The organism is Nesterenkonia muleiensis, from assembly GCF_003600155.1.
In the GTDB taxonomy this organism is placed as follows: domain Bacteria; phylum Actinomycetota; class Actinomycetes; order Actinomycetales; family Micrococcaceae; genus Nesterenkonia; species Nesterenkonia muleiensis.
Genome location: NZ_QWLD01000040.1, coordinates 59,411 through 83,295 on the forward strand (window position 1 = coordinate 59,411; position 23,885 = coordinate 83,295).

Here is a 23,885-nt window from a genome sequence, read left to right on the forward strand (position 1 = left end):
GATCACCTCATCTATTGTTCCGTTTTTTTTGAATCGTATTCTCAGGTAGCGCAGAAGAACGGTCCGATGAACGCCGTGAGCATCATCGCTCGACCTGGAACACCTCAAGAAGATAGTCCTCCGACGTCTCGTCGCGGTGAAGGGCCCGCAGACTGGGTTCACCAGCCAGGACTTCGTGCGTCCCGGCACCACCAGCAGGCCACCCCGCCACAGAATGTGTCCAATGCACAGCCACCAGATGTGCCTCTGGTGCGGCTCTGGCGCACAGGCCGCTGACGATGGGAGCCAATTCATGGTGGGGAATGAAGTAGAGGACCTCGGAGAGCACGATGAGATCTGCGCCGAGGGGCCCAAGGTCATTATTGAGCGCTGAGAGAGCACGGTCTTCGATGCTCACGGTCCCAGGCCGTACCGTCCCGGCGGTTTCAAGGTCGAGGATCCTTGCGCGCGCTGTGGCAGCGGCGCGCTCAACCGGTTCCCAGCCAATGACCCGATCAGCGCGCTGGGCCAGATCAGCAGTCAGTACACCGATGGAGCTGCCGGCTTCGAAGCAGAGTCTGTACCGATCTCTCGGCAGCGCCTGCAGGGTAGCCCGCCGTTTGGCCTTCTCGTATTCTGAGGTCTCCAGATCCCAAGGGTCTTGAGCTTCCGCGTAGAGCCTCTGCAAATGGTCAAGACCATCGACGGGGCACGGGGAGTGCGACGCAGCGCTCAGCGAGGTGGAGAGAAGGAGCTCTGGAGCCTTCAGCAGGCGTTCGATGACGTGCTCTGGCATGACCGGTCCGTTCGCTTCGTCTGGCCAGCGGGCAACCTGAGAGGTGAAGCAGTGGGCCGCCTGCCGCTTCCGCTGAAGTCTGAGAGCGTCGTCGGGCCCTACAGCGGCAGCGGAGATGGGGAACTGCCCGCTGTCAGGGGAGTCCCAGTGCAGTGCCCACAGGGGAAACTCCAGAAAGGTCAGGGACTCACCTTCGCCAACCACTGACTGTGCTGCCTCTGCTGCACAGCGTCCTACCGCTTCGTGGTCCGGGTGCCCGTCACCGCGCCAGTGCGTCACCACAGTGGGGAGAGCCCCGCTGTGATCGGCTCTGACACGGTGAAGAACATGTTCCAGCTCGCCGACGATGGCACCGGTATGGGATTCCACACCTCCGTCGGGGAACCCAAGGAAGATAGGCGCTTCGGTGCCCAGGATGCGGGCGGCAGCCACGGACTCAGCCTGCCGCAGCGCGGAGAGCTCCAGGGGGACCACGGCCGGGTCATGGGCGTGGGACTGCTCGCCTCCGCTGACGATCACCACCGTGACTGAGCTGCCTCGCGTGGTCAGCGCATGGACCAAGCCGCCCGGGCCCAGGCATTCATCATCCGGGTGAGCGACCACCAGGAGCACATGCTCTATATTCCCGAGGTCCAGCCGCGGCAGCGGATGCGCTGCTCTTGTCCAAGCCCGTGTGGGGGTTCCTGGTTGATCCAGGGGGACTTCGGCGAAAAGATCCCGATTTCCGGTGCGGTGACCGCTGATCATCGTCTTCGCCCGTCTTCTGTGGCCAATACGTAGCGTGCCAATTGGGCATCGTCTGCCTCTGCATGGCTCTGCCGGATATAGACCTGTAGGTCCTGGACGAGACGGGCGGCGTCATGGTCCTCAGCCAGGGGTGAGGCTCCCAGCGCCTTGCCGAAGCGCCTGATGACATCAGCGCAGCCACGTTCCACCACGGACCTGAGACTGAGGGCTCGGCGCCTGGCCGCTGGGAGGTTCCCGGGATTGGCATCGATTTCCTGGGCTGCTGATGTCAGGGCGTTGGTGATGGTCTCGTCCCATGCCAGACAGGCACCCAGATGCGCCAGAGTGTGCGGATCGTCCCGACGCCGGGCTTTCTCACAGAACATGTCGATCAGACCTTGCGCCCCGCCCCACCAGCAGCAGGCCACTCCGAGTCCGCCGTGCCAGAATCCCGGACGGTCCAGATAACTGTCCGGGTCACCGGCAGGCACAGCTGAGACACCGTCGAAGTGCATGGGAGCCGTCTCGGTCTCCGCCATGCCGCTGGAGGCCCAAGTCTTCTCTCCAGCGGTGACTCCGGCCTGCCGCAAGTCCACTGAGAACAACCGCGAACGTCCTGAGTGTTGAGCGGTGACCAGAGCATGGGTGGCGAACCCTGCTGCCGAACACCACAGCTTGGTGCCACGCAGCTTCCATACGCCGCCGTGCTGCACCGCTTCCAGCACCGGAGTGGGCGGCTCGGCAGCCCATACTCCCCACAACGATGCGCGATCGGGGCAGTCCTCCACCTCAAGGTCTGCGCAGATAGCAGAAGCATCGGCGTGGGCCTCCACCAGGCGGGCAGCCGTGAGGTCTTTACGCCCCAGCTCTATCAGCTCACGCCACCGCCGGCCAGTATCGCCCTTTCCCGGCAGCGGGAGCTCAGCCTGTCCCTGGGCGATCAAGGTCCGTGCGACGTCGATCGCCCGGCTCACAGCGCAGCCTCAGTGGTGTTGAGATAGTGCGCGAATCCGGCAGCCACCCGGGACTGGGCGCGAGCGGAGGTCACCACCGGCAGGCTGAGGCATTCATCCACCTGGAAGCCTGCGCAGTGAAGCCTGTCCACCATGTCCTGGTCCTCTCCGACCTCCAGTGGCGCGAAACCGCCCACAGCCCGGTACGCAGCCGCCGAGACTCCCAGATTCGCGCCATGGACATGTCCACGACTTTCGGCATAGTTCTGTTCATACCGGCGCCGCAGCGCCGGCGCCCGCAATGACCAGTCCTGGACCTTCACCCTGCCGGCAATAGCGTCCGCTCCAGCCCAACGGTGTCTCAGGTGTTCGACTACCCACTCAGCGGGAACCACAGAATCGGCATCGGTGCACATCAGCAGAACATTGTCATCGCCGGCCTCGAGGCTTTCCTCCCGGTAGCGCAGCAGCCCTGCGGCACGAGCGGCTCCGGCTGAGCCGGACCGAGTGACGAGCACCTCATCCGCCAGCTCTGCGGCAATGGCCGCTGTGCGGTCGGTGCACAGGTCAGCGATGACCGTGATGTGTGCTTCGAGGTTCCGTGGCTGCCACGAGCCGATCTCCACCCCGCAGCCCAGACTGTCTGGGGCCATGGGAAGAGCAAGCAGATCTCGAGCGAATCGCAGAGCGCTGCGCACTGCGTGCAGCGCGGAAGGCAAGAGGTGCTCCTCATTGCGGGCCGGAATCAAAACCCGAACATGCTCGCTGTGCATTGAACTTGTCCTGACCTGCCTCTCTTGGACACTCTCGCTACGGAGTGGAACCGATCATACACTCGCTAAGCGACTCAAACCTGCTGATCAGAACGCTATCGACGCTGTTGATGGTCCAGCGCTCGCTATCGACGCTCGGTGCGCTGGCTTGGATCCAGGAGCAGACTCACTCACCAGCGGAGGGTTTCCCCAGAGCCTCCCGGCGCTTCTTCGAGGCTCTGCCGCTGATCTTGGCCAGATTCCGTGCAGAGGACACCAGTGAAAAACCTTCGCGACGCCGGCTGGCGGCCCGGATCCAGGTGGCTGTTCCTATCCCCGCCACCAGCACACCGGGCACTGAGACCCCGGCGATCTTCGGCGGGGTGTCCCGTGATATCAGCTGCGCCGAAGACATCAGAGCAGCGGCGCTGATGAGCCCGTCCACTATGTTGTCTGTGAGCCGGTCAGGGTCGTGGACGCTGAAGTTCACCGTCACTGTGCCCTGCCGGACACCTTTGATGAGCTCCGCCAGGTCGTCCGGGAGAGTCTTCACCAGCCGCCGCCATCTGAGACTGTTGGAAGCCACTTCCCGGGCGATGCGGCGGGGATCCAGATAGGACATCATGATACGTCGGATATAGGGCCTCATCAGCTCTTCGATGTTGAGATCCACTCCCACTGCGTTGCTCAGCCCCTGCAGCTGAAGCAACACGCGGATCAGCAGCATGAAGTCCCCCGGGAGCACCAGCCCATAATGATGGAGAAGATCCATCGCCTGGCCCACCAGAGCGGGGATATCGATCTGCCCGACCCCGACAGAAATATGGCGGTCGAACCAGCCGCCGAGGTCGGCGCGCAGCTGAGCGATATCCGTTGAGGGTGGCGGGTTGGCGATGTCGATCAAGGCACTGGCAAATGCCTCGGCATCGCGAAAGCCCAGCGCCAGCACTATTCGCTCCATCTGCTCTCGCCGAGCCGGGACGAAACGGCCAATGTCACCAAAGTCAAGAAGCGCCAGCCTCTGACCCGGCAGCACCATGAGATTCGCAGGCTGGGGGTCCGCGTGGAAGGCTCCGTGCTCGAAGATCATCTCAAAGTAGACGGATACGACCTTGTTCGTCAGCTCCTCCACCTCCCAGCCGCTTCCCGCGAGGGCCTTCGCACTGCGAAGGGGCGAGCCTTCTACTTTGGTCATGGTCAGCACGCGTCCGCCGCACAGTTCTTCATACGGTTCGGGCACGTAGAGATCCTCGTGATGAGATAATTTCTCCCGGAAAGTCCGCAGGTTCGCCATCTCTACACGCATGTCCACAGCGTCTCTGAGCATCGTGGAGAACTCTTGGGCGATCTGGACCGGACGGTACTGCTGAGCCCCGGGGTCATTCTGCTGCCACAGGTGGGCCAGAGCAGTCATGATCTCCAGGTCCTCTCTTGCCCGCATATCGGCGCCGTGGTGGACCACCTTGACCACGACCTCGGTGCCGTCGAAAAGCTCGGCGCTGTGAACCTGCGCCACTGAGGCAGAAGCCAGAGGTTCGGGGGAGAAGCTGGCAAAGAGGTCGCTGACCGCAGCCCCGAGTTCCTCCTCAACTGTTTTGATCACCACCGCGGGCGCATCGGCGGTGACTGAGGAGTCCAGCTGGCTCAGCTCGGCAGCGATGGCCGGCCCCACCACATCGGGGCGCAGGCTGAGCGTCTGTCCCAGTTTGATCCAGGCCGTTCCCAGCTCAGTCATCGCTCCCCGAAGGAGCTCTCCGAGAGACATCTCCAGCACGGCGGAATCAGGCAATGCCAATCGACCCCGAAGAAGCGGCTCCACGGATTTCACCAGGTCCTTGCTGACGGCGTCTGCGAAACCGTATCTGGTGAGGACTCTCATCACTTCGCGGAAGCGTTCGCGGTGTTCGGTGAGTGTGAGCAGCGCGCTCGCGTTATGCATGGAGACCGTCTCACCTTTCACTCCGCTGGACAGCTTGCCGAACCCTCCAGCCCCATCCTACGACGGTGATCGACCACACTGTCTGAAAAGTCGTACCCATCCGCCTCCCCCTCTGCTCCGAACCTTGAGTGACCGTGTAAGTCACAGCAAGAAGGAGAGCGACCGATGAAACCCTCACGCGTAACTATGGGAGCAGCCACTGGACTCACGCTGGCTCTGACGCTTGCCGCCTGCGGCGATACTGATTCCGAGGCCGAGGAGCCAATGGACTCCGAGACCATGCAGGAAGACTCAGAGTCCATGCTGGAGGACGAGCACGACCATGATGCCGGCACCGACGACGACGATGAGTACGACGACGACGAGATGGAGGATGACGACGCCGAGTCCAGCGACCTCAGCGCGGTGATGCCCGAAAGCACCGGCGACCCGTTCGCCGACGCACGGACAGCGGCAGAGCATATGCCTCATACCGGTGGCACCTTCGCGACCGGATTCACCAACGCCCTGGACCTCTCCGGAGAGCCGGAGTCCGAGGCCGCAGAGCTGCGCAGTGAGGTCACCGCTCTGTTCCAGGAGCACGTCTACCTCGCTGCCATCGCCGTGGCCACCGCCTACCATGCCGGTGCCGACTCCGAGGAGTTCGAGTTGGCCGCTGAAACGGTCGACGCCAACTCGGTGGATCTGGCCGATGCAGTCGGTGAGCTTCTCGGCGAGGAGGCCCGGGAGTCCTTCCTCAACAACTGGCGGGAGCACATCGGCTACTTCGTCGACTACGCCATCGCCGCAGAGGAAGGCGATCAGGAAGGAATGGACCAGGCCGTCGCTGATCTGCGTGAATACACCGACGGTGTCGGGATGTTCTTCGAGCGGCAGACCGACGGAGAGCTCGACGCCGCCACGGTGACCGAGTCCTTCAACGGCCACGTGGACACCCTCGCCGCAGCGGTGGACTCCCTGGCCGCCGGTGAGGCTGACGCCTTCACCAACCTCAAGATGGCCGCCGACCACGTGGTCGAAGGTTCAGGGGCCATGTCCGAGGGATTCGTCAACGCCGCCGGCCTGGAGGGTGATCCCAACGATGACGCCTCAGAACTGCGCAGCGCCCTGACTGCTAATCTCAACGAGCACGTCTACGTCGCCGGAATCGCGGTCTTCGTGGCCTACACCGATGAGGACGGCACTGAGTCTGATGCGTTCGCCGCAGCGGCCGAAGTGGTCGATGACAACGCCGTCGAACTGGCCGACGCCATCGGTGAACTCGCCGGAGACGAGCACCGGGACCCGTTCCTGGAGCTGTGGCGTGATCACATCGGCTACTTCGTCGACTATGCAGGAGCCGTTGCCGAAGGCGATGAGGCCGCAGCCGAGGGTGCCCTCATGGACCTGGACCAGTACCGGTACGAAGCCGGTGAGTTCTTCGAGGAGATCTCCGGCGGGGAGCTGCCGGCCGATGACATCACTGAGGGCCTGGGAATGCACGTCTCCACCCTGGGCGGGGCCATCGATTCGCTGAACGAGGCACTGGTACAGAACTCCGAGAACTGATCAGTCCCGACGCAGGATCAGGTGGCGGGCTGGCCCACAGGCGGCCCGCCACCAGCCGTTCCGGCAGCTCAGGGCCTTGTCGGACACGGTAGAATCACACAGTGACCACATCCGATCCTTCACGTGTGGCCGAGGACCGCGCTGCGCGGACAGCCCGGCTGGCCGAGCTGATGAATCGGGTCGGATCCGGTGACACGGAGGCTTTCGGCGAGCTCTACGATGACATCGCCCCACTGGTGTACGGCACCGCCATCAGGGTGCTGCGGGACCCGGACCATGCCTCTGAGGTGACTCAAGAGGTGCTGGTCGAAGTCTGGCGGGCGGCATCGCGCTTTGACCCGGTGGGTGGATCGGTCACCGCATGGGTGGCCACCATCGCCCACCGCAGGGCCGTTGACCGCGTGCGGTCGGTGCACTCCCAGCGTGAACGCGACGCACGGGCCGGAGTACAGGACTACAGCCCGCCACGGGACTCCGTCGCCGAAGAGGCCGAACATAACCTGGAGCGCCAGCGGGTCATGGAATGCATGGGTGCGCTGAGCCCCCTCCAGCGCACCGCGGTGCACAGCGCCTACTACGAGGGTTTGACCTACCGAGAAGTCGCCGAACGGGATGGTGCGGCCCTGCCGACGGTGAAATCTCGTATCCGAGATGGGTTGAAACGACTGCGGCAGTGTCTGGAGGTGCAGCGATGAACGGCAGAGAAGATGCTCTTCGTGAGCTGCTGGGCGCATGGGCGCTCGATGCTGTCGATGATGTAGAACGCGCCAGGGTGGAGCGGGCCATCGCCGCTGACCCCGAGCTCGCCGCTGAGGCCCGGCAGCTGCGCGAGACCGTCGCCAGGATCGCTGAGGCCGACGCCCAGCAACCTCCGGAAGACCTGCGGGAGGCAGTCCTGGCCCAGATCGACACCTTCTCCCCACGCACCACGCGGGCCAACCGCCCCACTGCTGAGACTTCAGAGCGTGACCAGCTGGCTGCTGTGCGCCGTCGACGCCGCTGGCAGACATTGGCAGCAGCCGCCGCGGCGGTCATCGCCGTCGCGATCCCCACCGCGATCGCGGTGGACCAGGCTGACAGAGCCGATCAGGCCGAACAGCAGGCGCAGCAGGCCCAGCATGAGGCCGGCCTGGCCCAGCAGCAGGCTGATCAGATTGCCCAGGCGCTCACCGATCCTGCTGCCCAGATGGTCGCAGAGGAGCTCCCGGACGGTTCACGGGCAGTCGCGGTGCTGGGGGAGGGCACCGCACTGTTCGCCGCCGAAGGTATGACCGAACTGCATGACCAGGACTACCAGCTCTGGGTGCTCGAGGGCGACCACGCGATCCCGGCGGGCGTCCTGGCCTGGGAAGCCGGCCGTCTGACCGCCCACGTCGAAGACTTCCCAGAGGATGCGGCCCTGGCGGTCACCGCCGAGCCGCTCGGCGGATCCGAGCAGCCCACCTCGGACCCCATGGTGGTCCTGGCGCCGCAGAGCTAGGGCACTGCCGGCACTGCTTCGCTGAGGATCTCAACGGTGCGCTGCAGGTGGTCCCGCGGAGTCTCCGGGCCGAAGGTGAAGCGCACCGCCGTCTGTGCCTGGTCAGCCGAGTACCCCATGGCCAGCAGCACCGGACTGGGCTCGTTATTCCCTGCAGCGCAGGCCGACCCGGCGGAGCAGACCACCCCCTGCTGCTGGAGATCCAGCAGGAGAGACTCCCCGCTTCTGCCCTCGAAGACGAATGAGGTGTGACCCGGCAGGCGCGGATCCCGCCGCCCGGTTAGGTGGGCACCGGGAACAGCTTGCTCGATTCCGGCGATGAACTCATCGCGACGACGACGCCACGCCGGCACCTCATAACCGGCGGCTACGTCGAGAGCCACGGCCATCCCCACCGCCCCAGCGACGTTCTCTGTGCCTGAGCGGTGCCCGCGCTGCTGCCCGCCGCCGTGGACCAGCGGCTCGAAGGGCGTGCGCCGGCGCAGATACAGCACTCCGACTCCCTTGGGGGTGCCCAGCTTATGGCCAGCCAGGCTGAGCGCCTGGACGCCCAGCTCACCGACGTCCAGACGCCCAGAGACACCGAAATGAACAGCCCCGCCGGCCTGCACCGCATCAGTGTGGAACGGGACGCCGTGCCGGGACGTCACGGCGCTGAGTGCTGGAATGTCCTGTACAGTGCCGACCTCACCGTTGGCGGTCTGGATGCTGACCAGCGTGGTGTCCGGACGCAGAGCCTGGTCCAGCGCCTCTGCGGCCACAACACCCTCTGCGTCCACCGGGATCTGCTCGACCTCGAAGCCGAATCGGCGCAACCACTGAGCGGACTCAAGGACTGCAGGGTGCTCCGCGGCAGAGACCAGAACATGCCTGCCGCGAGGGGCCGCCAGCGCGATCCCCTTCACCGCGGCATTGTCCGACTCTGTGCCCCCGGAGGTGAAGATGATCTCCGCCGGACGGGCCCCCAGATGCTCTGCCACCCGCCGCCTGGCCCGCTCCAGGGCATCCTCGGCCGCCAGCCCCGGATCGTGCCGGCTGGCCGGATTGGCGAAGCCTGTGGTCAGATACGGCCACATGGCCTCCAGCACCTCGGGCTTGGGTGCCGCAGCGGCTGCCTCGTCCAGATAGATCACCGCGCCACCTGGAAATCCAGCCCCAGGTCCAACGCCGGCGCACTGTGGGTCAACGCGCCCACGCTGATGACATCGACCCCGGTGTCGGCAATCGCCCCTATGGTCTTCAGCGAGACCCCTCCGGAGGCTTCGACCACCGCCTGCCCGGCGATCAGCTCCACGCCGCGGCGCATATCCTCCAGCGTGAAGTTGTCCAGCATGATGGTGTCTGCTCCGCCGTCGAGCACGGCCGGGATCTGGTCCAGCCGGTCCACCTCCACCTCGAGGTGCACCGTGTGCGGCAGCTGCTCCCTGGCCGCCCTGATAGCCTCAGCCAACCCGATGTCGGCAGCGGACACGGCGGTGAGATGGTTGTCCTTGACCAGTACGGCATCGGAGAGCCCGAAGCGGTGGTTGTGGCCGCCTCCGCAGCGCACCGCGTAGCGCTCCAGGGCCCGCAGCCCGGGGGTGGTCTTCCGGGTATCGGCAATCCGAGCACCTGAGCCGTGGACCGCGGCCACATACTGAGAGGTCAGGGTGGCGACACCGGACATCCGCTGGACCAGGTTGAGCGCGATGCGTTCGCAGGTGAGGATCGGCCGGGCCGGTCCGGTGACACGTGCCAACTCTGCACCGGGTTCGAACCGTGTTCCCTCCCGAAGGCACAGGTCCACGACGACGCCGGCATCCAGCGCCTGCATTGCCTTGGCGAAGACCGGGCCACCGGAGAGAACACCCGGCTCCCGGGCACTCAGCACAGCCTCAGCCCGGGCGTCCTCGGGGACGAACGACTCTGTGGTCAGATCCCCGAAGGGAGCATCCTCGGCCACAGCAAGGCGGATGACCTTCTCAGCCGCCGAAGCCGGCAGCGGGATGAGGCTCATGAGGGAACCGCCGCCAGCATCCGGTCCAGCGCGATCCGGGCCGGCTCTGCAATATCTGAGCTGACGGTGATCTGATTCGGAGTCCGGCCCTCGACCAGCTCCTCAAGCACCCAGGCGAGGTAGCCGGGGTGGATCCGGTACATCGTCGAGCAGGGGCAGATCACCGGGTCCAGGCAGAAGATGGTCCGGTCCGGGTACTCTGCGGCGAGCCTGTTGACCAGGTTGATCTCGGTGCCGATGGCGATCACCTCTCCCGGTGAGCTGGCTGCCACGTACTTTCTGATCGCGTCGGTGGAGCCGGCGGCGTCGGCGGCGTCGACCACCGGCATCGGGCTCTCCGGATGCACGATGACCTTGCAGCCGGGATACTCGGCGCGGGCCTTCTCGATCTGCCCTGCGGTGAAACGCCTGTGCACCGAGCAGAACCCGTGCCAGAGCAGTACCTTGGCTTTGACCAGGTCATGCTCGGTGCTGCCGCCCAGGGGTCTGCGCGGATTCCACATCGGCATCTGCTCGAGCGGAACGCCCATGGCCTTGGCGGTGTTGCGGCCAAGATGCTGGTCGGGGAAGAACAGCACCCGGTGCGCTCTCTCGAACGCCCATTCCAGGACTGTCTTCGCATTGGATGAGGTGCAGACAATGCCGCCATGACGGCCGCAGAAGGCCTTCAGCGCGGCCGAGGAGTTCATGTAGGTCACCGGCAGAATGGGCAGTTTGCCGTCGGTCCCGGGGGCCGCATTCTCCGGGTCGACGCCGTAGACCTCGCAGATCTCCTCCCAGGCGGATTCCACGGAGTCTTCATCGGCCATATCGGCCATCGAACAGCCGGCCGCGAGATTGGGGAGGATCACGTTCTGGTCACTGCGGGAGAGAATATCGGCGGTCTCTGCCATGAAATGCACCCCGCAGAACACGATGTGCTCGGCTGCGGGCTTGGAGAGCGCCGCCTTGGCCAGCTGATACGAATCGCCGAGGAAATCTGCGTGCTGGACGACCTCGTCACGCTGATAGAAGTGCCCCAGGATCACCAGCCGCTCTCCGAGGATGTCCTTGGCCGCGCGGATGCGCTGATGCAGCTCATCCTCAGATGCTTCCCGGTAGGCCTGCGGCAGCTGACCGGGACGGGTGACGGCTTCGGGCACGGTATCGGCCTCGGAGGAGCCGGGGCCGTAGCCGGGAGAGCGGTCGAACTCCCATGGTGGGGCGGCGAGCTTGGGGTTGCAGCTGCTGGCCGGGGAAAGCTCGATGCGTTCATGCACGGACAGGGTCATTGTTCTCCTCAATGGTGAGTGCGTAGCGGCTGGACTGGGGTGCGGAGCGGTACATCCTGGGGGGCCGGTGGGCGGTGCCGGTGGCCCTGCGGCCGGTGTCCTCCACAGTCCCCTGGGAGAGGATCTGGCGGCGGAAGTTCGAGGGGTCCAGTGCCCGGTTCAGCACTGCCTCGTAGACCCGGCGCAGCTCAGCTAAGGAAAATTCCCCGGGAAGGAAGGCATGAGCGATGGGGGAGTAGGTGACTTTCGCGCGCAGCCGGTCAACGGCATAGCGGACGATCAGATCATGGTCGAAGGCCAGCGGGCCCGGTATCTCCTCCACCGGGTACCAGTCCACGTTCTCAGCATCTACGGCCTGGGCGTCCTCATCCTGGCGGACCAGCGCCCAGTAGACGATGGAGATCACACGCTCTGGGGCGTGCGGGGAACGGTCCACATCGCCGAAGGCATAGAGCTGCTCCAAGTGCCGCGGCTGCAGACCGGTGCTGAGGCGCACGGCGTCTTTGGCCGCCGCTGCGAGGTCCTGGGAGTTCTCCAGCGGGCCTCCGGGCAGCGCCCAGTGACCTTTGAAGGGCCTGCGGATGCGGCGCACCAGGGGAAGCCAGAGCGTCAGTTCGCCGGTGTCCGGATGGGGCCGCAGGGAGAAGACAACCGTGGAGACGGCCAGCACCATGTGCTGAGCCTGAGTTTCTGCCATGTCACCGTCCTTGGGGCGAGCAAGCCCCGGCCGGGGGCTTCTGGTTGTGGTGACACTATCTCTCGCTACTTGTGGTCAAGTCAACCTGAAGGGTCGTGTGCAGCAGCTGCCGGCCCCTGCCGCGGTCAGTGCCCATGTACCCTATGGCCTATGGGTCATGTGTTTCTCACCCGCCCGCTGGGCGACGTCGTTGAGCAGTTCCGCCCGCAGCTCGCCGAGGAGTTGAACATCCCGCTGCGCATCCACCCCGATCCTGGCTCCCCGCCCACTCGTGAGGAGATGCTGGAGGCCGTCCGCGGGGCCGAGGCGATCATCAGCCTGGTGACCGACCGGATCGACGCTGAGCTGCTCGACGCTGCCGGCGAGCAGCTGAAAGTGGTGGCCAACGTGGCCGTGGGCTACGACAACATCGATCTCGACGCCGCCGCGCAGCGCAATGTGACCGTCACCAACACCCCCGGAGTGCTCGACGAGGCGGTGGCTGATCTCACCTTGGCGCTGATTCTGGCCACCACACGCCGGGTGGTCGAAGGCGACCGGTTCATCCGCACCGGTGAGCCATGGATCTGGGGACCCAAGGACTGGGTGGGCCTGGATGTTTCGGCAGGCGCCACCCTGGGCATCATCGGACTGGGACGGATCGGCATGGCCGTGGCCAAGCGTGCTCACGCCTTCGGCATGAGAATCATCGCCACCGGCCGTAGGGCCCATGACGACGACGCCCGCGCACTGGGCGTGGTGCCCGCAGCCTCCGTTGATGAGCTGCTGCCGGCCGCCGATATTGTGAGCCTGCACTGCCCGCTGACCCCGGAGACCACGCACCTGATCGACGCCGGGGCGCTGGGTTCGATGAAGCCCGGCAGCTACCTGATCAACACTGGGCGCGGGCCGTTGGTGGATGAGGAGGCGCTGGCCGATGCGCTGGACTCCGGTCACCTGGCCGGAGCAGGGCTGGACGTCCACGAGTTCGAGCCGGAGATCAACCCGAGGCTGCGGGCCATGGAGTCCGCGGTCCTGCTGCCCCATATCGGCTCAGCCGGCGATGCCACCCGCAACGCGATGGCTTCCCTGGCGTTGCGCAACGCAGTCGCGGTGCTCAGCGGGGACGAGCCGCTGACACCGGTTAGCTGAGGGGTTCAGGTTCACCGAATGACGGCCCGGTGAGTCCGGGGGTCTCCGGCTAATGCGCTCCTCAGACGCAGGGAGGGCGCAGACGGGGTGCTGTGCTCCGCGTAGTCGCGAGTGAGGGCCGTTCTTAATCCCGCGTATCGCCCAGTTCTCTGTGTTTTCGCTGGCTCCGCATTCCCGATTCGAAGGTGCGTCTCTTCGCGGTGAGCAGCGGCACCAGGAGTGCCACCATGAGCGCGGTGATCCAGCGGTTCTTCAACAGGTCTTCGCCGAGAGATGCGCTGGGGAAGCCGTAGCCTACGATCGTGATGAACACCAGGAAGACGATCATTCCCCAGGTGGCGACGACGACGGTGCGCTTCCATATGATGCCGATACCGCAGGTGATTTGGTAGATCCCCAGTACGACGGTGAGTAAGCCGATGTTGGGCATGACAAAAGAGGCCCACAGTTGACTCAACCACGGGAGTAACGCTGTATCGGCGAAGACCGCATAGCCCTTCGGCTGAAGTCGCCCAAGGATGAAATGGACGATTCCCCCGGTCATGAAGATCAAGGCGAACAGTGCTCTGACGACCCCCGCATACCACCGCATCAGTCTCCCCCGAGGTGGGTCTGCCGGAAGTCTCTGACATGCCCGTCACGGAGCTCACGCGTGTGTTGGCCCTGGTCGTTCTCGGCCTCAGTATCGGCACGGTACTGAGCGAATGCGCATCGCTGACCGTGCTGGGGTGGACTCGGAGTGTGCCAAGCCTGCAGGAGAAGTTCATGACCGTGATTCCGCTCACTGCTTAGTGCCAGACCCATGGCATCGGTGAGTTGTGTCCAGTCGTTCACGCTCTTCATCGTCTCAGCTCACGGTTCCTCGCCGCCTGAACGTCCAGCAACAGGCTTATCCTACGTTTTCCGACCCTGGTAGCGGGAAAGAGTCTCGTCCCGGAACTCGGCGAACCGGCCCTCAGTGATTGAGGCGCGGATATCGTCGACCAGCTTCACCGTGAAGTACTCGTTGTGGATGGTACACAGGGTGGAGTACAGCATCTCCTTGGCCTTGAACAGATGGTGCAGGTACGCCTTGGAGTAGTTCTGGCAGGTATAGCAGCCGCAGTCGCCCTGGATGGGGGAGAAGTCCTTCTTGAACTTTGCCTGCGGGATGTTGAAGTACCCCTCAGGGGTGTAGACCCGGCCGTTGCGGGCCACCCGTGAGGGCTGGACGCAGTCGAAGGTGTCGGCACCGTTTTCGATGGCGGTGAAGAAGTCCTCCGGCTCGGAGATCCCCAGCAGGTGCCGGGGCTTGTTCTCCGGAAGCTCTTCGCTCACCCAGCCGACAATAGTGCCCAGGTTCTCCTTCTCCAGTGCCCCGCCGATGCCGAAACCGTCGAAGACCTGCCCGTCGACCTCCATGCCGCCCAGATCGCGGGCAGCCTTGCGCCGCAGGTCCTCATACTGGGCACCCTGTAGCACCCCGAAGAGCGCCTGATACGGACGGTGGCTTCGCTCTGCGGTCAGCCGGGCATGCTCGGCCAGGCACCTTTCGGCCCACAGCCGGGTCCGCTCCAGCGACTCCACCTGGTACTCCCGGGTGTTGAACAGCGTGGTCAGCTCGTCGAAGGCGAAGATGATGTCCGCGCCGATCTCATGCTGCAGCTTCATCGAGATCTCAGGCGAGAACCGGTGCTCGGTGCCGTCGATGTGGGACTTGAAGGTCACCCCGTCCTCGTCCACAAAGGCGCGCCGCTCATGCTCGGCGGCCACGGCGTCGTCGTTGGTGACCCGCGCGGTGTCCATCGAGATGGTCTTCTTGAACCCCACGCCCAGGCTCATCACCTGGAACCCGCCGGAGTCGGTGAACGTGGGGCCGGGCCAGTTCATGAACCGCCCCAGCCCGCCGGCGGCGTCGAGCACATCGGTGCCCGGCTGCAGGTTCAGATGGTAAGCATTGGCCAGCACCGCCTGGGCGCCGAGTTCGGACATCTCCTCCGGGCGCACGGCTTTGACTGTGGCCTTGGTCGCCACCGGGATGAACGCCGGAGTCCGGATCTCACCATGCGGGGTGTCAATGGTCCCGGTGCGGCCGAGTGCTCCTTCGAGCCGGTGGTGGACCTCGAAGGAGAAGCTCTCCGCGTGCTGAGGCGCTGAGGCAGCACTGGGCGTATCGGCCGCGGAAAGGGAGTCAGGTTCAGGCACCGGAACAGTCTACGATGCCCCTGGATATGCTGGGACTATGACGGAGGGTCCCGAGGATCAGAGCCCAGCTAGTCAGAACACAGCTGGTCAGAGCACGGGGCAGCAGCATGCCCGCAGGCACAATAGCGCAGCGTCCTTGGGCGCCGCGGTCCGGGCGGCCAGGACCCGACTGGGACTCTCGGTGCAGGCGTTGGCTCAGCGTGCCGGGGTCAGCCTCGGGCTGGTCAGCCAGGTGGAGCGCGGTATGGGCAACCCCTCGCTGCAGTCGATCCAGAGGCTCGCCCAGGCGCTGGGCGTTTCCGCCAGCCGGCTCTTGGAACCTCCCGCTGAGGAGCTGACCGTGGTCGCCGCTGATGAGCGGCATAGCCTCAGCGATGAGGACATCACCAATACTGAGCAGCCGCTGCGCGAGCTGCTGTCTCCGCCGGGGGATACCCGCATCCAACTGATCCGGACCGTACTGCCGGGAGGCTTCAGCAACGAGCATCAGCCATTCCGTCATATCGGCACTGAGTCCATCACGGTGCTCAGCGGTGCACTGCTGCTGGCCCATGGTGAGCGACGTGAAGAGCTGGGTCCCGGTGACAGCGCCACCTACGGCTGCTCCACACCGCATTGGTGGGCCAATCGCACCGCTGTAGAGACTGTGGTGCTGGGCGCTTTCACCCCGGTGGAGCGCTGAGCTCAGGCCTCCGGCGGACAGGTCTCCGGCACGGTGCCGGGGTCAGCGCCCCTGGGATCGGGTCAGCGTCTCCGCGATCCTGCGGTCCAGCAGCATTCCGAGCTCCCGGACCGGATCCGTATGGTGGTCCACCCGCAGATCCACCGCCAGCTCCGGGGGAGTGAGCCGTTCTTCGCTGACCTCAGCCACCATCAGCGCAGCACTCTCTTTGCCGCGAGCATCGCCTCCAGCCGCCTCTCCTGCCGCCAGCGCCGCCACCAGCCGCTGGGCCAGCTCCAGCACCGGGATGAGACCCTGACCCGGTTCCGGGGTCCAAGCGGCAAAGAGTACGCTCATGGCCTCCAGGACCTCACCTCCGGTGAGGTAGTTGCCCAGCGCCGTATGGTCCTTCCCCACAAGATGGCCGGTCCACTCTGAGGTGAGGTTCCCGGTATGCGCCGCGATCCCTCCGTACCGGTCGACCACCGCGACCTGCCGGTAGGCGTAGTCCTCATCAAGCTCAGGGATGTGCTCCACCGCCTGCTGCGGAGAGGCGCCGCCCCGCAGCGCGGCGAGCATATGGTGCCGAAGCTTCCGGTTTCCCCACGCCTGGGAGGCGACTGCGCCCACGGTGGGGTCGATGGCGGGCACAGAGCGCCCCAGCGCAAGGGATTTGCTGGCGGTGGCTACGCCGAGTAGGCCATGATCAGTATCGGTGGCAAGCAGGGTAAAGGTCATCGAAGAACATCCTTTCACTGACCCGTGATGGGTGCGCAGTCAGTGTGAAGATCGTGTTACATGTGGCAGATGCTCTTGTGATCCACCTCCACATGCATAATACTGAAATATCATCATCAAAATGAAGGATCGAGGGGTTGTTCCATGAAAAAGAATCCGATGGTGGCAGTGACCAGCCTGGCCTTGCTGACACTTGCTGCATGCGGCACCGGCGAAGCAGTCGATCTCAACGGCGACGCAGATGACGTCGAAGGCGCCGTCCTCCAGGCCGCCATCGGCGGTGAGCCTGACCAGCTTGATCCCCACCGCACCTCTGCCTACTTCTCCTTCCAGGTGCTGGAGAACGTCTTCGACACCCTCGTCGAGCCAGACGAGAACCTGGAGATGCAGCCGGCGCTGGCAGAGTCCTGGGATGTCAGTGAGGACCAGCTCACCTGGACCTTCCAGCTGCGGGAGGACGTGACCTTCCACGACGGCTCCGAGTTCACCAGCGCTGATGTGGTCTACTCCTACGAGCGCATCATCGACGAAGAGCTGGCCAACGCCTGGCGGTTCGACGCGGTGGAATCGGTGGAAGCGCCCGATGACCACACGGTGGAGATCACGGTGAGCGCGCCCACCCCCAACCTGCTGTCCAACATCGGCGGGTTCAAGGGAATGGCCATCGTCAGTGAAGACAATGTCGAATCCGACGAGATCTCCAACAACCCCATTGGTACCGGGCCCTTCTCGCTGGCCTCCTACACCTCCGGCGACCAGATCACCCTGGAGGCCAATCCGGACTACTGGGGAGGCGCTCCAGAGATCGCCGGGGTAGAGTTCAGCTTCATCTCAGAACCCTCCACGGCCCTGGCCGCCCTCTCCGGCGGGGAGATCCACTGGACTGACAACATTCCGCCCCAGCAGGTCGAGGAGCTCGACGGCTCCGACTCGGTGGACCTGGAGGTCATCCCCTCCAACGACTACTGGTACCTGGCCATGAACATCAACGAGGAGCCCTGGGACGATGAGCGCGTCCGGCAGGCCATCGCCTATGCGATCGACCGAGAGGCCATCATCCAGGCCGTGAGCTACGGCACCGCCCAGGAGAACCAGCTGGCCATCCCCGAAGAGAGCGTCTGGTACACCGAATACAGCAACTACACCCATGATCTCAGCGAGGCTGAGCGGCTCCTCGAGGAGGCCGACGTCGACGGCGGCAGTATCGAGTTCCTGGCCACCAACGAATACCCGGAGACGGTGACCGCCGCCCAGATCATCGCCGACAACCTCGAGCCGCTGGGCTTCGAGGTCTCTATCAGCCAGCCGGACTTCTCCACCTGGCTCGATGATCAGAACAGCGGCAGCTTCGACATGCTGATGATGGGCTGGCTGGGCAACATCGATCCTGATGACTTCTACTACTCCCAGCACCACAGCGACGGCGGAAGCAACGCTCAGGGATACTCGAACCAGGATGTCGACGAACTGCTGGAGTCCGGCCGCACAGAGACCGACGAGGACGCCAGGGCCGAGATCTACGCCGAGGCCGCCCAGATCATCGCCGACGAGGCCAGTTACATCTATCTCTACAACCCTGCGGTCATCCAGGGCTGGAGCCCCGAGCTGTCTGACTACCAGGCACGTTCTGACGCAGCAATCCGCTTCCGCGGCGCTGTGCTGGAGGAGTGACCGGGCATGCAGCTCTCGCCCAAGGCGGTCGCGAGATTTCTCGGGACTAGGCTTCTGCACTCTGCCATCGTTCTCCTCGGTGTCATGATCGTGGTCTTTGCCCTGATCCAGCTGGTACCCGGTGACCCGGTCCGGCTGGCGCTGGGCACCCGGTACACCCAGGAATCCTATGACGCACTGCGCGCTGCCTCGGGGCTGGACAGACCACTGTGGGAGCAGTTCTTCACCTACATCGGCTCGGCGGTGACTGGGGACCTCGGTGTCAGCTTCCGCAGCGGCCAACCGGTGACCGCACTGCTGCTGGAAAGGCTTCCCGCCACGCTGTCGCTAGCAGGGGTGGGCCTGCTGATCGGCCTGCTGATCGCCGTTCCTGCTGGCATCTGGGCGGCTCTGAGGGAAGGCAGAATCGCCGACGGCATAGTGCGCATCACCAGTCAGTTCGGCGTCTCCATCCCAGATTTCTGGATGGGCATGCTGCTGATCCTGGTCTTCGCCACCGGACTGGGCTGGCTGCCCTCCAGCGGATACATTCCGTTTTCCGAGAGCCCCGGCGGGTGGCTGCGGCAGGTCACTCTGCCGGCGGTGACAGTGGGAACCGTTGCCGGGGCCATCCTGACCCGGTACGTCCGGGCGGCCACCCTGGATGTGGCGAACATGGGATACGTGCGCACGGCCAAATCCAAAGGACTCGCGCCCAGCACGGTGACCATCCGGCACATTATGCGCAACGCCCTGGTGCCGGTGCTGACCATCGCCGGCATTCAGCTGGCCACCATCCTCTCCGGGGTGATCGTCGTCGAAGTCGTCTTCGCCTGGCCTGGACTGGGCCGGCTGGTGTTCGATTCCGTGGCCTCCCGCGACTACCCCATGATCCAGGGAGCGGTGCTTTTGATCGCGGTGATGTTCCTGCTGGTGAACCTCATCGTGGACGTCCTCTACGCCCTGGTCGACCCGAGGATCCGATTGGCATGACTGACCCAACGCCGACCCCAGAGAACCCAACCGCGACCGATGTGGAGCCAGAGGCAGACGGCCGGGTCGCGGCCTGGAAGCTGCTTGCCGGCAATCCGGTGACCCTTTTCAGCGTCATCGTGCTGGTCATCATCCTGGTGGTCGCCCTGCTGGCACCGTGGCTGGCCCCCTACGGGGTCAACCAGACCGATGTCACCCGTGCCCTGCAGTCTCCCAGCGCTGAGCATTGGATGGGTACCGACGACCTTGGCCGCGACATCTTCTCCCGCATCATCGTCGCCTCCGGCACCTCGCTGCAGATCGCCCTGGTCTCAGTGATCTTCGCCTTCGTGATCGGAGTGCCGATCGGCATCATCTCCGGCTACCTGGGCGGGATCACCGACACTGTGCTGATGCGCTGCGTGGATGTCATGTTCGCCTTCCCGGTGCTGCTGCTTGCCCTGGCCATCGTCGCGATCCTCTCACCGGGTCAGCTGACCACCATGATCGCCATCGGGGTGGTCTTCACCCCCATCTTCGCCCGGGTGGCGCGTGCCAGTACGCTCTCGGTGCGGGTGGAGCCCTTCGTTCAGGTCTCCAAGACCATGGGAACCCCGGGCTGGTGGATTCTGCTGCGCCACATCCTGCCGAATATCACCGGCCCGGTGGTGGTGCAGACCTCGCTGTCACTGGCCTTCGCGATCCTCTCCGAGGCCGCCCTGTCCTTCCTGGGCCTGGGCATCCAACCGCCGAACCCCTCCTGGGGAGGGATGCTCTTCGACGCCCAAGGGTTCATGTCACAGGCCTGGTGGATGAGCGTCTTCCCCGGCGCGGCGATCTTCGTCACCGTGCTGGCCTTCAACCTGCTCGGTGACGGACTCAGGGACGTCCTGGACCCCAAGCAGCGCACCCTGGCCGAGGCGAGGAGGAAAGCATGAGCGACTCTTCAGCAGCCCAAACCGTGCTCCGGGTCGAGGACCTGCGGGTGGCCATCGGCCGCAAGGAGATCGTCAGAGGTGTCAACTTCCAGGTGGGCCGCGGCGGCACACTGGGCATTGTGGGCGAATCCGGATCCGGGAAGTCGATGAGCGTGCTGGCCGCCACCGGCCTGCTGGACGCACCGGGCGCGGTGGTCACCGGTACCAGCACACTCCACGACGACGACGGCGCGGGGCTGGCTCTGACCTCCGCAACACCCAAACAGCTCAGAAGGGTCCACGGCAACTCCATCGGATTCGTCTTCCAGGACCCCAGCACGTCCCTGAACCCGCTGCTGACCCTGGAGCGCCAGATCTCCGAGTCCCTGGAGACCCACCGCGGGATGACCCGCCGGACAGCGCGGGCGCGCGCTCTGGAACTGCTGGAGGCAGTGGGCATCCCAGATCCTGAGTCCCGGCTGGACTCCTACCCGCACCAGCTCTCCGGCGGCCAGCGCCAGCGGGTGATGATCGCCATCGCACTGGCCTGCGATCCCGCGATGCTGATCGCCGATGAACCGACCACTGCACTGGATGTCACCACTCAGGCCCAGATCATCGACCTGGTCAAAGAACTCCAGCATGACCGCGGCACAGCGGTGGTGTGGATCAGCCACGATCTCGGTGTCATCGGACAGGTGGCTGACGAGGTGCTGGTGCTCAAGTCCGGAGAGGCTGTGGAGCACCGGGAGACGGTCTCGCTGATGGACCACCCTTCGCATGCCTACACCACACAGCTGCTGGCTGCCCGTCCGGTTCTGGGGCGGGTGCCCCAGCCCGCCGACCCCGCCGCCGAGGTGGTGCTCGCCGTGGAAGACCTGGATGTGGCATTCCCCGTTTCCACCCCTGCGGGCAAGAAGACCATCCACGCGGTCGACAGCGTCTCCTTCGAGGTCCGGCGCGGACACACCCTGGGCATCGTCGGCGAGTCCGGCTCCGGTAAGTCCACCATCGCCAATGTGCTCACCGGCCTGGTCGAGCCTCAGGGCGGCACCGCCCAGCTCGGCGGCACGGACCTGCTGAGGGTCCGGGGAAAACAGGGGCGTGGGCTGCGCCGTCGCGTGGCCATGGTGTTCCAGGATCCCTTCGCCTCGCTGAACTCGCGGATGCGGGTGGGGGACTCCATCGGAGAGCCGCTCACCGTGCACCGGCTCCCGGCCAGTGGAAGCCGCAGTGACAGGATCCGGGAACTTCTGGAGCTGGTCGACCTGCCGACCCATTTCGCCTCCAGGTACCCCCATGAGCTCTCCGGAGGGCAGCGGCAGCGAGTATCGATTGCCCGGGCATTGGCACTGGAGCCGGAGGTGGTGATCCTGGATGAGTCCACCGCCGCGCTGGATGTCTCGATCCAGGCCCGTGTGCTCGACCTGCTGGCCCGCCTGCAGAGTGAGCTGGGTCTGACCTACCTCTTCATCGCCCATGATCTAGCGGTGGTGCAGCAGATGAGCCACGATGTGCTGGTCATGCGTAACGGCCAGGCGGTGGAGCAGGGGGCCGCGGAGCAGATCTTCGACGATCCCCAGCAGGACTACACCAGGATGCTGCTGGCTGCCATTCCGCCTGAGCGGCCCGCTGCTGTGTGACCAGGTGTGTGGGGGCTCTACGGCGGCGATAACCCACCGGCTTGGCCCATAGACTGATCCGGTGCCTCAATTCGATCCTGAGCGGTGGGCGGACCGCGGCTACGAGATACTGCCAGGCGCGGTACTGGCCTTCGTGGGCGCAGTAGCGGCCCACCGGTTCCTGGGGGAGTGGCTGCCGGTCTCTGGACTGTTGATCGCCATTCTCATCGGCATGGCGATGCGCACCTTCGGGTGGGTCCCCCGGTGGGGTGAGACCGGGCTGAGGTGGGCGGCGAAGTTCCCGCTCCGATTAGGGATCGTGCTGCTCGGCCTGCAGCTGTCCTTGATAGATGTCCTCGGCCTGGGCTGGGAGGTACTGCTGATCGTGGTGGTCACCGTGGCGGTCACCTTCATCGGTATCCGACTGCTCGGCCCGCTGTTCCGGACCGACCGCACGACGGCGGCACTGGTCGCCACCGGAACGGCGATCTGCGGGGCATCGGCGGTCGCTGCGGCCTCGGCGGTGCTGGACCGCGGGGACGGCAAGGACCGGCAGGAGCGCGATATCGGGGCCCCCACTGCGACTGCGCTCGCGGTGGTCACCATCTGGGGCACTGCGGCGATGATCGCCCTGCCTGCGGCCAGTGCTGCTCTTGGGTTGGGGGAGAGAATGGCAGGTATCTGGATCGGCGCCAGTGTCCATGAGGTCGGCCAGGTGGTGGCCGCGGGAGGCATGGTCGGGGCCACCGCACTGGCAGCGGCCACCATGGTCAAGCTGGCGAGGGTGCTGCTGCTGGCGCCTGCGGTGATCGCACTGCGGCTCGGCGGCGACGCGGCTACGAAGGAAAAGGCGAAGCGACCGCCGATCATGCCCTGGTTCGTCCTGGGCTTCCTCGCCGCGGTCGCGCTGAACTCGGCGGCTGATATTCCCTCGGAGACCGCAGATTTTCTCTCTCAAGTCACCACCATGGTCATCATGTTTGCCATGGTTGGGATCGGGGCCGCGGTCAACCTCCGGGATCTGTTGCGCACCGGCACCCCGGCTCTGCTGCTGGGCGGGGCAGGAAGTCTGATCGCGGCAGGAACTGCTCTGGGCGGCGTCGTCGTGCTGCTCTGACGGGGCACAAGGATCACGTTCCTTGCAGTTGTTCCTATGGCGTTCGCGGCAGGCAGCCGGTGTGTTCGGCGATAAGCTCGGTGCGTGACAGCATTGCGCTGTCCGTCTCCGCAGCTCAGGGACCCTACGCCGCCACCGCACGCTGGTGTACTGAACGAAGCCATTCCAGCGCAGCGTGATGACCACCGGTGAGGCCGCCGGGCAGATAGAGCGCGTCACCGTCGACTGCACCCAAGCCGGCCCGATTCGTCGCGGTGATGGCCAGGTCCTCCACCTGCTGCTTGCGGCCGCGGTCCTCATCCCGCGCATCGAGGCCTTCAGCGCTCAGGCGCAGCGCGATGAGCAGCCCTCGGCCTCCTGTGGCCTGACGTTCCTCATCGATCCGCACCACCGCAGTCCAGGGGATGACTCCGGCGTGGGGCGTCTCGATCTCCTCTGCGCGGACACGAACTCTTCTGGGGCGCGCAGCCTGATACCCCAGCGAGAGTGTGCCGAGCACGCCGAATAAGAGCACGGCGGCCCACCCCCATAAGGTGCTCTCCCCGGAGAGGATCAGCCAGATCCCTACGGCGCCGAAGACCCAGCATCCCAGCAGGTAGGCGAAGGTCTTGCTGCGGTTGACTGCGAGCACGGCCTCTCCGTGCTGCTGCAGGTCACTTTCCCACTTCTGTGCAGAATCAGACATGACGCTCTTTCCGCTCCACAACTGTGCTGCCGTCGTAATTTTCCCCAGACAACATAATGAGTGATCCTGAG

The 23,885-nt window shown here is 65.1% G+C and carries 22 protein-coding genes; 10 read left to right on the forward strand and 12 right to left on the reverse strand.

Annotated elements, in window-relative coordinates; genetic code table 11:
* Positions 1–82 precede the first annotated feature (82 nt).
* The 4 genes from DVO78_RS11325 to DVO78_RS11340 form a co-directional block, all read right to left on the reverse strand.
* Positions 83–1,522 carry a bifunctional PIG-L family deacetylase/class I SAM-dependent methyltransferase gene (locus DVO78_RS11325; protein ID WP_120005011.1) on the reverse strand — a complete coding sequence of 480 codons (1,440 nt, stop codon included), beginning with the start codon at positions 1,520–1,522 and terminating at the stop codon, positions 83–85.
* Positions 1,519–2,475 (reverse strand): acyl-CoA dehydrogenase family protein, encoded by a 957-nt coding sequence (locus DVO78_RS11330; protein WP_202912175.1) that lies wholly within the window; start codon positions 2,473–2,475, stop codon positions 1,519–1,521. Before DVO78_RS11330 ends, DVO78_RS11325 begins: the two co-directional genes overlap by 4 nt.
* Positions 2,472–3,227: a glycosyltransferase family 2 protein gene (locus DVO78_RS11335; RefSeq protein ID WP_120005012.1), complete on the reverse strand. Its 756-nt coding sequence runs from the start codon at positions 3,225–3,227 to the stop codon at positions 2,472–2,474. The genes DVO78_RS11330 and DVO78_RS11335 overlap by 4 nt, the downstream gene beginning before the upstream one ends.
* Before the next feature lie 166 nt (positions 3,228–3,393).
* Positions 3,394–5,145: an ABC1 kinase family protein gene (locus DVO78_RS11340; protein WP_157984005.1), complete on the reverse strand. Its 1,752-nt coding sequence runs from the start codon at positions 5,143–5,145 to the stop codon at positions 3,394–3,396.
* Positions 5,146–5,310: 165 nt separating this feature from the next.
* Between DVO78_RS11340 and DVO78_RS11345 the strand changes: the two genes are divergently transcribed.
* From DVO78_RS11345 to DVO78_RS11355, 3 genes are all read left to right on the forward strand, one after another.
* Complete coding sequence (locus DVO78_RS11345) at positions 5,311–6,693, forward strand: hypothetical protein (RefSeq protein WP_157984006.1); 1,383 nt, start codon at positions 5,311–5,313, stop codon at positions 6,691–6,693.
* 101 nt (positions 6,694–6,794) lie between these two features.
* Positions 6,795–7,388 carry an ECF RNA polymerase sigma factor SigK gene (sigK, locus tag DVO78_RS11350; protein WP_238385266.1) on the forward strand — a complete coding sequence of 198 codons (594 nt, stop codon included), beginning with the start codon at positions 6,795–6,797 and terminating at the stop codon, positions 7,386–7,388.
* Entirely contained in the window at positions 7,385–8,173 is a 789-nt protein-coding gene (locus tag DVO78_RS11355; protein WP_120005015.1) for an anti-sigma factor, read from the forward strand. The genes sigK and DVO78_RS11355 overlap by 4 nt, the downstream gene beginning before the upstream one ends.
* On the opposite strand, the gene DVO78_RS11360 is transcribed toward DVO78_RS11355, so the two are convergent.
* Genes DVO78_RS11360 through DVO78_RS11375 form a run of 4 tightly spaced genes read right to left on the reverse strand, consistent with a single transcriptional unit; the run spans position 8,170 to position 12,137 of the window.
* The gene (locus DVO78_RS11360) at positions 8,170–9,306 is read right to left on the reverse strand and encodes a cysteine desulfurase family protein (RefSeq protein ID WP_120005016.1); all 1,137 of its coding nucleotides are present in this window, start codon (positions 9,304–9,306) and stop codon (positions 8,170–8,172) included. The genes DVO78_RS11355 and DVO78_RS11360 overlap by 4 nt on opposite strands.
* Positions 9,303–10,169: a carboxylating nicotinate-nucleotide diphosphorylase gene (nadC, locus tag DVO78_RS11365; protein ID WP_120005017.1), complete on the reverse strand. Its 867-nt coding sequence runs from the start codon at positions 10,167–10,169 to the stop codon at positions 9,303–9,305. The genes DVO78_RS11360 and nadC overlap by 4 nt, the downstream gene beginning before the upstream one ends.
* Positions 10,166–11,440 (reverse strand): quinolinate synthase NadA, encoded by a 1,275-nt coding sequence (gene nadA / locus DVO78_RS11370; RefSeq protein ID WP_120005018.1) that lies wholly within the window; start codon positions 11,438–11,440, stop codon positions 10,166–10,168. The genes nadC and nadA overlap by 4 nt, the downstream gene beginning before the upstream one ends.
* Positions 11,421–12,137: an NUDIX hydrolase gene (locus DVO78_RS11375; RefSeq protein WP_120005019.1), complete on the reverse strand. Its 717-nt coding sequence runs from the start codon at positions 12,135–12,137 to the stop codon at positions 11,421–11,423. Before DVO78_RS11375 ends, nadA begins: the two co-directional genes overlap by 20 nt.
* A 150-nt stretch (positions 12,138–12,287) precedes the next feature.
* Between DVO78_RS11375 and DVO78_RS11380 the strand changes: the two genes are divergently transcribed.
* Positions 12,288–13,268 (forward strand): 2-hydroxyacid dehydrogenase, encoded by a 981-nt coding sequence (locus DVO78_RS11380; protein WP_120005020.1) that lies wholly within the window; start codon positions 12,288–12,290, stop codon positions 13,266–13,268.
* 124 nt (positions 13,269–13,392) lie between these two features.
* Here DVO78_RS11380 and DVO78_RS11385 read toward each other — a convergent pair whose 3' ends face one another.
* Both DVO78_RS11385 and tgt read right to left on the reverse strand, forming a co-directional pair.
* Complete coding sequence (locus DVO78_RS11385; protein ID WP_202912176.1) at positions 13,393–13,812, reverse strand: hypothetical protein; 420 nt, start codon at positions 13,810–13,812, stop codon at positions 13,393–13,395.
* Between the two features lie 350 nt (positions 13,813–14,162).
* Entirely contained in the window at positions 14,163–15,452 is a 1,290-nt protein-coding gene (tgt, locus tag DVO78_RS11395) for a tRNA guanosine(34) transglycosylase Tgt (RefSeq protein ID WP_120005022.1), read from the reverse strand.
* A 37-nt stretch (positions 15,453–15,489) separates the two neighbouring features.
* Between tgt and DVO78_RS11400 the strand changes: the two genes are divergently transcribed.
* Complete coding sequence (locus DVO78_RS11400; RefSeq protein ID WP_120005023.1) at positions 15,490–16,134, forward strand: helix-turn-helix domain-containing protein; 645 nt, start codon at positions 15,490–15,492, stop codon at positions 16,132–16,134.
* Positions 16,135–16,176: 42 nt separating this feature from the next.
* On the opposite strand, the gene DVO78_RS11405 is transcribed toward DVO78_RS11400, so the two are convergent.
* Positions 16,177–16,851 carry a DUF1028 domain-containing protein gene (locus DVO78_RS11405; RefSeq protein WP_120005024.1) on the reverse strand — a complete coding sequence of 225 codons (675 nt, stop codon included), beginning with the start codon at positions 16,849–16,851 and terminating at the stop codon, positions 16,177–16,179.
* Positions 16,852–16,995: 144 nt separating this feature from the next.
* Here DVO78_RS11405 and DVO78_RS11410 point away from each other — a divergent pair, with 144 nt between their 5' ends.
* From DVO78_RS11410 to DVO78_RS11430, 5 genes are all read left to right on the forward strand, one after another.
* Positions 16,996–18,522, forward strand: a complete 1,527-nt coding sequence (locus DVO78_RS11410; RefSeq protein ID WP_120005025.1) for an ABC transporter substrate-binding protein — start codon at positions 16,996–16,998, stop codon at positions 18,520–18,522.
* A 6-nt stretch (positions 18,523–18,528) separates the two neighbouring features.
* The gene (locus DVO78_RS11415; RefSeq protein ID WP_120005026.1) at positions 18,529–19,494 is read left to right on the forward strand and encodes an ABC transporter permease; all 966 of its coding nucleotides are present in this window, start codon (positions 18,529–18,531) and stop codon (positions 19,492–19,494) included.
* Positions 19,491–20,411 (forward strand): ABC transporter permease, encoded by a 921-nt coding sequence (locus tag DVO78_RS11420; protein WP_120005027.1) that lies wholly within the window; start codon positions 19,491–19,493, stop codon positions 20,409–20,411. Before DVO78_RS11415 ends, DVO78_RS11420 begins: the two co-directional genes overlap by 4 nt.
* Positions 20,408–22,033: an ABC transporter ATP-binding protein gene (locus DVO78_RS11425; RefSeq protein WP_120005028.1), complete on the forward strand. Its 1,626-nt coding sequence runs from the start codon at positions 20,408–20,410 to the stop codon at positions 22,031–22,033. Before DVO78_RS11420 ends, DVO78_RS11425 begins: the two co-directional genes overlap by 4 nt.
* 61 nt (positions 22,034–22,094) lie before the next feature.
* Positions 22,095–23,129 (forward strand): YeiH family protein, encoded by a 1,035-nt coding sequence (locus DVO78_RS11430; RefSeq protein WP_120005029.1) that lies wholly within the window; start codon positions 22,095–22,097, stop codon positions 23,127–23,129.
* A gap of 124 nt (positions 23,130–23,253) precedes the next feature.
* Here DVO78_RS11430 and DVO78_RS11435 read toward each other — a convergent pair whose 3' ends face one another.
* Positions 23,254–23,814: a hypothetical protein gene (locus DVO78_RS11435; protein ID WP_120005030.1), complete on the reverse strand. Its 561-nt coding sequence runs from the start codon at positions 23,812–23,814 to the stop codon at positions 23,254–23,256.
* Positions 23,815–23,885: the final 71 nt, after the last annotated feature.

What these genes read in the sequence shown, in the direction of transcription:
- DVO78_RS11415 (WP_120005026.1), top strand. Translation starts at nt 18,529, where the DNA reads ATGCAGCTCTCGCCCAAGGCGGTCGCGAGATTTCTCGGGACTAGGCTT.
- DVO78_RS11405 (WP_120005024.1), bottom strand. Translation starts at nt 16,851, where the DNA reads ATGACCTTTACCCTGCTTGCCACCGATACTGATCATGGCCTACTCGGC.
- DVO78_RS11325 (WP_120005011.1), bottom strand. Translation starts at nt 1,522, where the DNA reads ATGATCAGCGGTCACCGCACCGGAAATCGGGATCTTTTCGCCGAAGTC.
- DVO78_RS11375 (WP_120005019.1), bottom strand. Translation starts at nt 12,137, where the DNA reads ATGGCAGAAACTCAGGCTCAGCACATGGTGCTGGCCGTCTCCACGGTT.
- nadA (WP_120005018.1), bottom strand. Translation starts at nt 11,440, where the DNA reads ATGACCCTGTCCGTGCATGAACGCATCGAGCTTTCCCCGGCCAGCAGC.
- DVO78_RS11420 (WP_120005027.1), top strand. Translation starts at nt 19,491, where the DNA reads ATGACTGACCCAACGCCGACCCCAGAGAACCCAACCGCGACCGATGTG.
- DVO78_RS11400 (WP_120005023.1), top strand. Translation starts at nt 15,490, where the DNA reads ATGACGGAGGGTCCCGAGGATCAGAGCCCAGCTAGTCAGAACACAGCT.
- DVO78_RS11345 (WP_157984006.1), top strand. Translation starts at nt 5,311, where the DNA reads ATGAAACCCTCACGCGTAACTATGGGAGCAGCCACTGGACTCACGCTG.
- DVO78_RS11380 (WP_120005020.1), top strand. Translation starts at nt 12,288, where the DNA reads ATGGGTCATGTGTTTCTCACCCGCCCGCTGGGCGACGTCGTTGAGCAG.
- DVO78_RS11385 (WP_202912176.1), bottom strand. Translation starts at nt 13,812, where the DNA reads ATGACCGGGGGAATCGTCCATTTCATCCTTGGGCGACTTCAGCCGAAG.
- nadC (WP_120005017.1), bottom strand. Translation starts at nt 10,169, where the DNA reads ATGAGCCTCATCCCGCTGCCGGCTTCGGCGGCTGAGAAGGTCATCCGC.
- DVO78_RS11335 (WP_120005012.1), bottom strand. Translation starts at nt 3,227, where the DNA reads ATGCACAGCGAGCATGTTCGGGTTTTGATTCCGGCCCGCAATGAGGAG.
- DVO78_RS11340 (WP_157984005.1), bottom strand. Translation starts at nt 5,145, where the DNA reads ATGCATAACGCGAGCGCGCTGCTCACACTCACCGAACACCGCGAACGC.
- DVO78_RS11425 (WP_120005028.1), top strand. Translation starts at nt 20,408, where the DNA reads ATGAGCGACTCTTCAGCAGCCCAAACCGTGCTCCGGGTCGAGGACCTG.
- DVO78_RS11435 (WP_120005030.1), bottom strand. Translation starts at nt 23,814, where the DNA reads ATGTCTGATTCTGCACAGAAGTGGGAAAGTGACCTGCAGCAGCACGGA.
- DVO78_RS11355 (WP_120005015.1), top strand. Translation starts at nt 7,385, where the DNA reads ATGAACGGCAGAGAAGATGCTCTTCGTGAGCTGCTGGGCGCATGGGCG.
- DVO78_RS11410 (WP_120005025.1), top strand. Translation starts at nt 16,996, where the DNA reads ATGAAAAAGAATCCGATGGTGGCAGTGACCAGCCTGGCCTTGCTGACA.